Genomic DNA, 6,137 nt, shown 5'->3' on the forward strand with positions numbered 1-6,137 from the left:
CCCCCCCCCCCCCCCCCCTTTTTTTTTTCAAGCAGACTACGGCATACGACATCTGCGCATGTCTCGTGGGCTCGGATATGTGTATACCAGAAAGGTGCACGCTGGCCTCGTGCCCGAGCCCGCACAGCGCTTCCGCCAGCGCCAGGGCATGCACCACGCCGCCGCGCGGGTTGGTCGAATGCGTCAGGATCGCGATGCGCAGCTGCCGCGGCATGGGTTCACGCTCCCTCGCCGCGGGTCGCGCCGCAGCCGATCAGCGGCGAGCTGCCGAAATCCCACACCACTGCCTCCTCCGTCCCGCGCGCCACCCGCGCGACCCGGCTCGCGTCGAGGCTGCCGATCCCGGCGGCCGCGATCCCGCGTTCGGTGAAGCGCCCGACGACCGCGGGCGCCTCGGCGGGGGCGGCCGCGACGAGGTAGCCGAAGCTCGGAAAGGCGGTGAGCCAGCGCTCCAGCGCGACGCCGTCGGGGATCGGGAGCCGGTCGAGGTCGATCCGGCCGCCGACGCCGGAGCATTCCATCAGCATCAGCGCGGTGCCGACGAGCCCGGCCATGCTGATGTCCTTGGCGGCCCGCGCCAGGCCGTCGGCCGCGAGCCCCGCCAGGATCGCGACGTCGCCGCGCAGGCGCTCCGGCGGCGCGCCGGTCGCGGCGTCCCAGTACGGATGGGGCTCGCGGAAGCGCCCGCGCAGGTCGATGCCGGCGATCAGCACGTCCCCCGGGGCGGCGTCGAAGCTGGTGAGCAGGCGCCGGCCGGCCCGGCCGAGGATCGCCACCGCGAGGTGCTCGGCGCCGTTGCGGGTGTTGGTGTGGCCGCCGACCACCGGCACGCCGTAGGCCTCGGCGCCGGCCCGCAGGCCCGCGAGCACCGGGTCGGCGTGGTCCTGGTCGCGGCTCCACAGGGCGTCGACCACCGCGACCGGCGTCCCGCCCATCGCCGCGATGTCGCTGACGTTGACCATCACGCCGCAGAATCCGGCGAAGTACGGGTCGGCGGCGACGAACCCGTCGAGGAAGCCCTCGATCGCCAGCAGGAGGTGCCCGTCGCCGTCGGGGATCGCGGCGCAGTCGTCCCCGGCCGGGACCGCGAGGCCGCGCGCGCCGAGCCGGCCGATCCCTAGCCTCCCGACGACCGCGTCGATGTCGCGCTTGTGCGCCAGCCCGCGGCTTTCGCGGACGGCGCGGGCGATGGCGTCGAGGCTGGGGGGCGCCGTCACGCGGCCGTCGCCGGCCGGCCGCGCGGCAGGGTGACGAGCCCGTGCTCGGGATCGTGCATCGGCGGGTAGTGGGCGAGGTCGGCCCGCATCAGCCGGTGCGGCCGGCCGTGCAGGTCGACCGCGCCGAGGTCGTCCCAGTGCAGGCCGGCGAACAGGGCGGCGTTGCCGGCCTGGACGTGGGCGAGGAAGCGCGTGCAGCCGCGCGCATGGGCCGAGGACACCGCGACCCGGATCAGCCCGGCGCCGAGCGCCCCGACCCGGCGATGCCCGCGCTCGACGGCGAGCCGCGAGCCCCACCACTCGCCGGGCGTCTCCGGCGCCGCGTGGATGCGGACGGTGCCGACGACCGCGTCCGGGTCGCCGCCGAGCGTCGACAGGGCGCAGATCGGGATCGCATGCGCGTCGAGCGCATCCGCGTCGCTCCCCGCGAAGAGGCCCTGCTCGGCGCAGAACACCGCGTGGCGCAGGCGCGCGCAGGCGCGCCGCTCCCAGGGGGCGGTGGCGAACTTCACCCGGAACAGGCTCGCGCGATACGGGGCGACCGGCTCGAACATCTCAAGGCCTCCGCTCGTAGGCGGAGAGCGCCGAGCAGGCGCCGCAGCGGCCGCAGCCGGCCTTGATGTCGGCCGAGCGGAGGTCGGCCCGCGCCAGCATCCCGGCCAGCGGCTTCAGGATCGCGTGCATGAAGTCGGGGGACGGGGCCGGGTGGCTTTCCAGCGGCGTGCCCGAGATCGGCACGAACGGCACCACGAACGGGTAGACCCCCAGCGCCACGAGCCGCTCGGCCATCCCGAGGATCGCCTCGGGCGCGTCGCCGAGGCCCGCGAGGATGTAGGTCGAGACCTGGCCCCGCCCGAACACCGGCACCGCGGCCGCGAAGGCCTCGAGATAGCGCTCCAGCGGGACGCTCGCCTTGCCGGGCATGATCCGGCTGCGGACCTCCGGCGTCACCGCCTCGAGGTGCATGCCCAGCGCGTCGATGCCCGAGGCCCGCATGCGGGAGAACCAGCGGTCGTCGTCGGGCGGCTCGCACTGCGCCTGGATCGGCAGGTCCACCGCGGCCTTCACCGCGAAGGCGCTCTCGCACAGGACCGCCGCGCCGCGGTCGGTGGCGTTCGGCGTGCCGGTGGTCATCACCATGTGCTTGACGCCGTCGAGCAGCACCGCGGCGCGGGCCACCTCGGCGAGCTGCTGCGGGCTCTTGTGCGCGACCGTGCGGCCGGCCGCCAGCGACTGGCCGATCGCGCAGAACTGGCAGGTCCTCGTGCGGCTCTGGTAGCGGATGCAGGTCTGCAGCACGGTGGTCGCGAGGACGTCGCGCCCGTGCAGCACCGCGATCTTGGAATACGGCACCCCGTCGAAGGTCTGGAGCGCGTAGAAGCGCGGCTTGTCCGGGAAGGTCACCCGCCCGACCACCGCGCCGTCGTGCTCGATCAGGCTGAACCCGTCCGGCCCCGGGCGCTGCACGAGGAAGGGCGATTCGAAGGCGGTGGCGGTGTGGACTGGCACCATCACCGTGCGGCCCGAGATCGTCATCGCCTTGTGGTCGGAGGGGCCGGCCCCGCCGCGCCGGCTCTGGACGCCGGGGCGGCTGTCAGCCAGCCGGACTCCGTAGGATTGCAGCGCGTTGATCAGCCGCTCGGTCGGAAGGCCGGGCGCCGCCGGGCCCGGAGCCGGGGAGGCCGGCGACGGGGCGGTCGAACCGGTCAGGAGCGGGCTGTCCATGGTCTGAACTCCGGGTCGTCGCGGGAAGGCGGTTCGTCGCGGGAGGCGTCGTCGTCACGGGAAGCGCCGGGCGCGCGTCGTGGTTGAGGCTGAGCAGCTCGGGCCGGGCGTAATGGCCGACCGAGTCCATCATCCGCTTGCGCTTGGTCACGAGCGCGAGGTCCATGTCGGCGATCACGAGCCCCTCGCCCGCGCGCAGGGGCTCGGCGAGCAGCCGCCCTTCCGGCGAGACGATCGCCGTGAAGCAGCCGCCGCGCATCGCGCCCCGCAAGCCCTCCTCCGGGCAGGCCTTGGCGATCTGGTCCTCGGAGAGCCATCCGGTGGCGTTGACCACGAAGCAGGCGGCTTCGAGCGCGTGGTGGCGGATCGTCACCTCCATCTGGTCGGCGAAGACCTGGCCGACCAGCGAGCCCGGGAACTGGGCCGCGTGGATCTCCTCGTGCTGGGTCATCAGGCAGTAGCGGGCGAGCGGGTTGTAGTGCTCCCAGCAGGCGAGCGCGCCGACGCGGCCGACGGCGGTGTCGACCACGGTGAGACCCGCCCCGTCGCCCTGCCCCCAGATCATGCGCTCGTGGTAGGTCGGCGTGATCTTGCGGCGCTTGAGCGCCAGGCTGCCGTCGGCGTCGAAGATCAACTGCGCGTTGTAGAGCGTGCCGTGGTCGCGCTCGTTGACGCCGAGCACGATCACCATGCCGTGGCGGCGGGCGGCGGCCGAGACCGCCTCGGTGACGGGGCCGGGCACCACGACCGCGTGCGCGTAGAGCCGCAGGTGCTCCGCCCCCTGCATCGCCGGCGGGCTGACGAAGGAGAAGTACGGGTAGTACGGCACGAAGGTCTCGGGGAAGACGACGAAGCGCGCCCCCTTCCCCGCCGCGTCCGCGACCGCGTTCAGCACGCGCTCCAGGGTGTTCTCGGGCCGGTCCAGGTCCGGCGCGATCTGGACCGCGGCGGCCCGGACGATGCGCGGCTCCGCCATTGTCCGCCTCCTCGCTCGTGATGGGTGCCGGCGGCCGGCCGCTCAGACGGTCCAGGTGTCGATGATCACGGCGTTGTCGCGCTTGTGCAGCAGCACGATGTCGAGGACGTCGGTCGGCGCGATCGGGCGGATGCCCTCGATCAGCGAGGGCTCGCCGTGGCCGTAGAGCGCCTGGAGCGCGAAGCGGCAGGCATAGACCTTGCCGCCCTCGGCGATGAACTTCGCGATCTGGTTGTTCATGTTGAGGTGGCCCGGGAACGCCTCGTCGCCGAGCGTCGGGAAGCCGCGCTGGATGCCCAGCGTCACGCCGGGGCCGTAGAGCAGCACCGAGGTGTCGAAGCCCTTGCGCTGGAGGCGCGTGGCCTGGAGCAGGTTCACGAAGCCGATCGAGCCCTCGAACGCGACGGTGTGGAAGGTCACCAGGGCCTTCTGCCCCGGCTCGGCCTTCACGTCCTCGAAGACCTTCTCCTCGTAATCGACGAAGTAATCGCCCTTCTTGTGCTTGTCGGTGCTGACGGCAGGCATCGGCCGCACTCCCTCTTGTGCATCGCGACCTGCGGCGGATCGAATGATCCCGGCCGCAGGTTCAATCGAGGATGGCAATCCCCGTGCCAGCGGGACGCCGACGACGCGCCGTTTCGGCGCCCGGTGCGGGATGCGGTCAATCATGCGGTCAATGGTCGATGCGGCGCGATCGACGTCTGTTTGGAAACGGCGCCGAACGACGCGGCATCTGCCGATAAAATGGGCGCCATTATTGTGAATTCTCTGGCGAGTACTTGACCGGATTGACCGTATCGCTCGCGCGGTTCGCAGCGCTCGGGCGTGCGGCACGCCGATTGCTCCCGATCAATCGACGATTGACTGCATCCTGACCGGTCGGGAGGCGAGAATGAGCCGCGCGACGCCGAAATCACGCGTCTCCGGGGCGCCCGCTCCGGGATCGCGCCCGGAAGACGGCTGGTGCCCCGACCTGCGGCGCTTCGGCAAGCCGCACTACCTCGCCATCGTCGAGGCGATCGCCGAGGACGTCCGCACGGGAAAGCTCGCGGTCGCCGAGCGCCTGCCGCCGCAGCGGGTGCTCGCGGCCCGCCTCGCCCTGAACTTCACCACGGTGGCCCGCGGCTACGTGGAGGCGCAAGGCCGCGGCCTCGTCGAGTCGCGGGTCGGCCAGGGCACCTTCGTGTGCGATCCGGCGCGCAGCCTCCAGGCGCCCCGCCCGGCCCTGCCGCGCCGCCGCGGCGCGGTCGACTTCTCGATGAACCTGCCGCCCGAGCCCGACGACCCGCGGCTGCAGGCGCGGATGCGGGCCGGCGTCGCGGCGATCGCCGACGACCTGCCCAACCTCCTGCGCTACCAGGGCTTCGGCGGCACCGACGCCGACAAGGAGGCCGGCGGTCTCTGGCTCGCGCGGCGCGGGGTCGTCGCCGGCCACGACCGGCTCCTGCTCTGCCCCGGCGCGCACAGCGCCCTCGATGCGATCCTCGGCTCGGTGGCGCAGGCCGGCGACGTGCTCTGCACCGAGGCGCTGACCTATGCCGGCATCCGCTCGCTCGCGGCCCATCGCGGCCTGCGGCTCGTCGGCCTGCCGACGGACGCGGACGGGCTGGAGCCCGACGCCTTCGCGGCCGCCTGCACCCGGCTCGCGCCCAAGGCGCTCTACCTCAACCCGACGCTGCAGAACCCGACCACCCAGACGATCGGACGGGGCCGGCGCGAGGCGATCCTCGCGGTGGCGCGCCGCTACGACGTGGCGATCGTCGAGGACGACGCCTACGGCTTCGTCTGCCCGGACCCGCCCCCGAGCTTCCAGCAGCTGGCACCCGAGATCACCTACTACGTCGCCGGCCTCGCCAAGTGCCTCGGGGCCGGGCTGCGCCTCGCCTACTGCGTCGCGCCGAGCGCCCGCGCGGCGCTGCCGCTGGCCTCGACCCTGCGTGCGGCGACCGTGATGGCCTCGCCGCTCACCACGGCGCTCGCCACGCGCTGGATCCTCGACGGCACCGGCGAGGCGGTGCTCGGCTTCGTCCGCACCGAGTCGCAGGCGCGCCAAGCCATCGCCGCCCGCCTGCTGCCGGGGGAGCTGGTCCGCTCCGATCCGAACGGCTTCCATCTCTGGATGCGGCTGCCCGAGGGCTGGACCCGCTCGGCCTTCGCCAGCCAGGGCCGCGCCGCCGGGCTCGGCGTCGTCGCGAGCGACGCCTTCTGCGCCGCGGGCC

At 73.3% G+C, this 6,137-nt stretch carries 6 protein-coding genes and 1 pseudogene; 1 reads left to right on the forward strand and 6 read right to left on the reverse strand.

Going from position 1 to position 6,137, the window contains the following annotated elements; genetic code table 11:
- The 6 genes and pseudogenes from FV230_RS30965 to FV230_RS23010 all read right to left on the reverse strand — a co-directional run.
- Positions 1–214 (reverse strand): annotated as a pseudogene (locus FV230_RS30965) (MSMEG_0565 family glycosyltransferase); the annotation flags it as partial.
- Between the two features lie 4 nt (positions 215–218).
- Complete coding sequence (locus tag FV230_RS22990) at positions 219–1,217, reverse strand: sll0787 family AIR synthase-like protein (RefSeq protein WP_147844051.1); 999 nt, start codon at positions 1,215–1,217, stop codon at positions 219–221.
- Positions 1,214–1,771 carry an MSMEG_0567/Sll0786 family nitrogen starvation N-acetyltransferase gene (locus tag FV230_RS22995; RefSeq protein ID WP_147844052.1) on the reverse strand — a complete coding sequence of 186 codons (558 nt, stop codon included), beginning with the start codon at positions 1,769–1,771 and terminating at the stop codon, positions 1,214–1,216. Before FV230_RS22995 ends, FV230_RS22990 begins: the two co-directional genes overlap by 4 nt.
- Position 1,772: 1 nt before the next feature.
- The gene (locus FV230_RS23000) at positions 1,773–2,927 is read right to left on the reverse strand and encodes an MSMEG_0568 family radical SAM protein (RefSeq protein WP_243938531.1); all 1,155 of its coding nucleotides are present in this window, start codon (positions 2,925–2,927) and stop codon (positions 1,773–1,775) included.
- On the reverse strand, positions 2,812–3,918 hold the full coding sequence (locus tag FV230_RS23005; RefSeq protein ID WP_246686372.1) for a Nit6803 family nitrilase: 1,107 nt from the start codon (positions 3,916–3,918) through the stop codon (positions 2,812–2,814). Before FV230_RS23005 ends, FV230_RS23000 begins: the two co-directional genes overlap by 116 nt.
- 42 nt (positions 3,919–3,960) lie before the next feature.
- Complete coding sequence (locus FV230_RS23010) at positions 3,961–4,443, reverse strand: MSMEG_0572/Sll0783 family nitrogen starvation response protein (protein ID WP_147729031.1); 483 nt, start codon at positions 4,441–4,443, stop codon at positions 3,961–3,963.
- Positions 4,444–4,810: 367 nt separating this feature from the next.
- Here FV230_RS23010 and FV230_RS23015 point away from each other — a divergent pair.
- A partial coding sequence (locus tag FV230_RS23015) for a PLP-dependent aminotransferase family protein (protein ID WP_147844053.1) occupies positions 4,811–6,137 on the forward strand: 1,327 nt, incomplete at its 3' end.

Origin of the sequence: Methylobacterium sp. WL6, assembly GCF_008040095.1 — a bacterium.
Classification (GTDB): domain Bacteria; phylum Pseudomonadota; class Alphaproteobacteria; order Rhizobiales; family Beijerinckiaceae; genus Methylobacterium.

Excerpts from the sequence above, each read along its gene's own strand:
- FV230_RS22995 (WP_147844052.1), bottom strand. The coding sequence starts at position 1,771 with ATGTTCGAGCCGGTCGCCCCGTATCGCGCGAGCCTGTTCCGGGTGAAG.
- FV230_RS23005 (WP_246686372.1), bottom strand. The coding sequence starts at position 3,918 with ATGGCGGAGCCGCGCATCGTCCGGGCCGCCGCGGTCCAGATCGCGCCG.
- FV230_RS23010 (WP_147729031.1), bottom strand. The coding sequence starts at position 4,443 with ATGCCTGCCGTCAGCACCGACAAGCACAAGAAGGGCGATTACTTCGTC.